Origin of the sequence: Marinomonas sp. KMM3893, assembly GCF_004352855.1 — a bacterium.
Taxonomy (GTDB): domain Bacteria; phylum Pseudomonadota; class Gammaproteobacteria; order Pseudomonadales; family Marinomonadaceae; genus Marinomonas; species Marinomonas arenicola.
Genome location: NZ_SJSC01000016.1, coordinates 1 through 1,190, shown reverse-complemented (window position 1 = coordinate 1,190; position 1,190 = coordinate 1). Strand labels below are relative to the sequence as shown.

At 49.7% G+C, this 1,190-nt stretch carries 1 rRNA gene; it reads right to left on the bottom strand.

The annotated features are described in order from the left end of the window. Nucleotides 1–1,153 (bottom strand): 23S ribosomal RNA (locus tag E0D71_RS17355); the annotation flags it as partial. Nucleotides 1,154–1,190 lie beyond the last annotated feature (37 nt).

Genomic DNA, 1,190 nt, shown 5'->3' with positions numbered 1-1,190 from the left:
TGCATCCGTAGCTTCGGTGTACAGTTTAGCCCCGTTATATCTTCCGCGCAGGCCGACTCGACTAGTGAGCTATTACGCTTTCTTTAAAGGATGGCTGCTTCTAAGCCAACCTCCTAGCTGTCTAAGCCTTCCCACATCGTTTCCCACTTAACTGTAACTTTGGGACCTTAGCTGACGGTCTGGGTTGTTTCCCTTTCCACGACGGACGTTAGCACCCGCCGTGTGTCTCCCGTAATTGCACTCATTGGTATTCGGAGTTTGCATGGGGTTGGTAAGTCGGGATGACCCCCTAGCCCAAACAGTGCTCTACCCCCAATGGTGAGATACGAGGCGCTACCTAAATAGCTTTCGAGGAGAACCAGCTATCTCCGAGCTTGATTAGCCTTTCACTCCTATCCACAAGTCATCTCCAGACTTTTCAACGTATGTGAGTTCGGTCCTCCAGTTAGTGTTACCCAACCTTCAACCTGCTCATGGATAGATCGCCCGGTTTCGGGTCTATTCCCAGCAACTAAACGCCCTATTAAGACTCGGTTTCCCTACGGCTCCGCTATGTGCTTAACCTTGCTACTGAAAATAAGTCGTTGACCCATTATACAAAAGGTACGCAGTCACGGAACAAGTCCGCTCCCACTGCTTGTACGTACACGGTTTCAGGATCTATTTCACTCCCCTCACAGGGGTTCTTTTCGCCTTTCCCTCACGGTACTGGTTCACTATCGGTCAGTCAGGAGTATTTAGCCTTGGAGGATGGTCCCCCCATATTCAGACAGGATATCACGTGTCCCGTCCTACTCGTTTTCATTGATAAGGTGTTTTCGTATACGGGGCTATCACCCTTTACAGCGGCACTTTCCAGAGCCTTCTACTAACACCAAATCAACTTAAGGGCTAATCCCCTTTCGCTCGCCGCTACTTAGGGAATCTCGGTTGATTTCTTTTCCTCCGGGTACTTAGATGTTTCAGTTCCCCGGGTTCGCCTCGTATGGCTATGTATTCACCATACGATACCCGCAAGCGGGTGGGTTTCCCCATTCGGAAATGTTCGGATCAAAGTCTGTTTATCGACTCCCCGAACCTTATCGCAGATTACCACGTCCTTCATCGCCTCTGACTGCCAAGGCATCCACCGTGCACGCTTGGTCACTTGACCATATAACCCAAAATAGTTTCGGATCACATACCAAAGA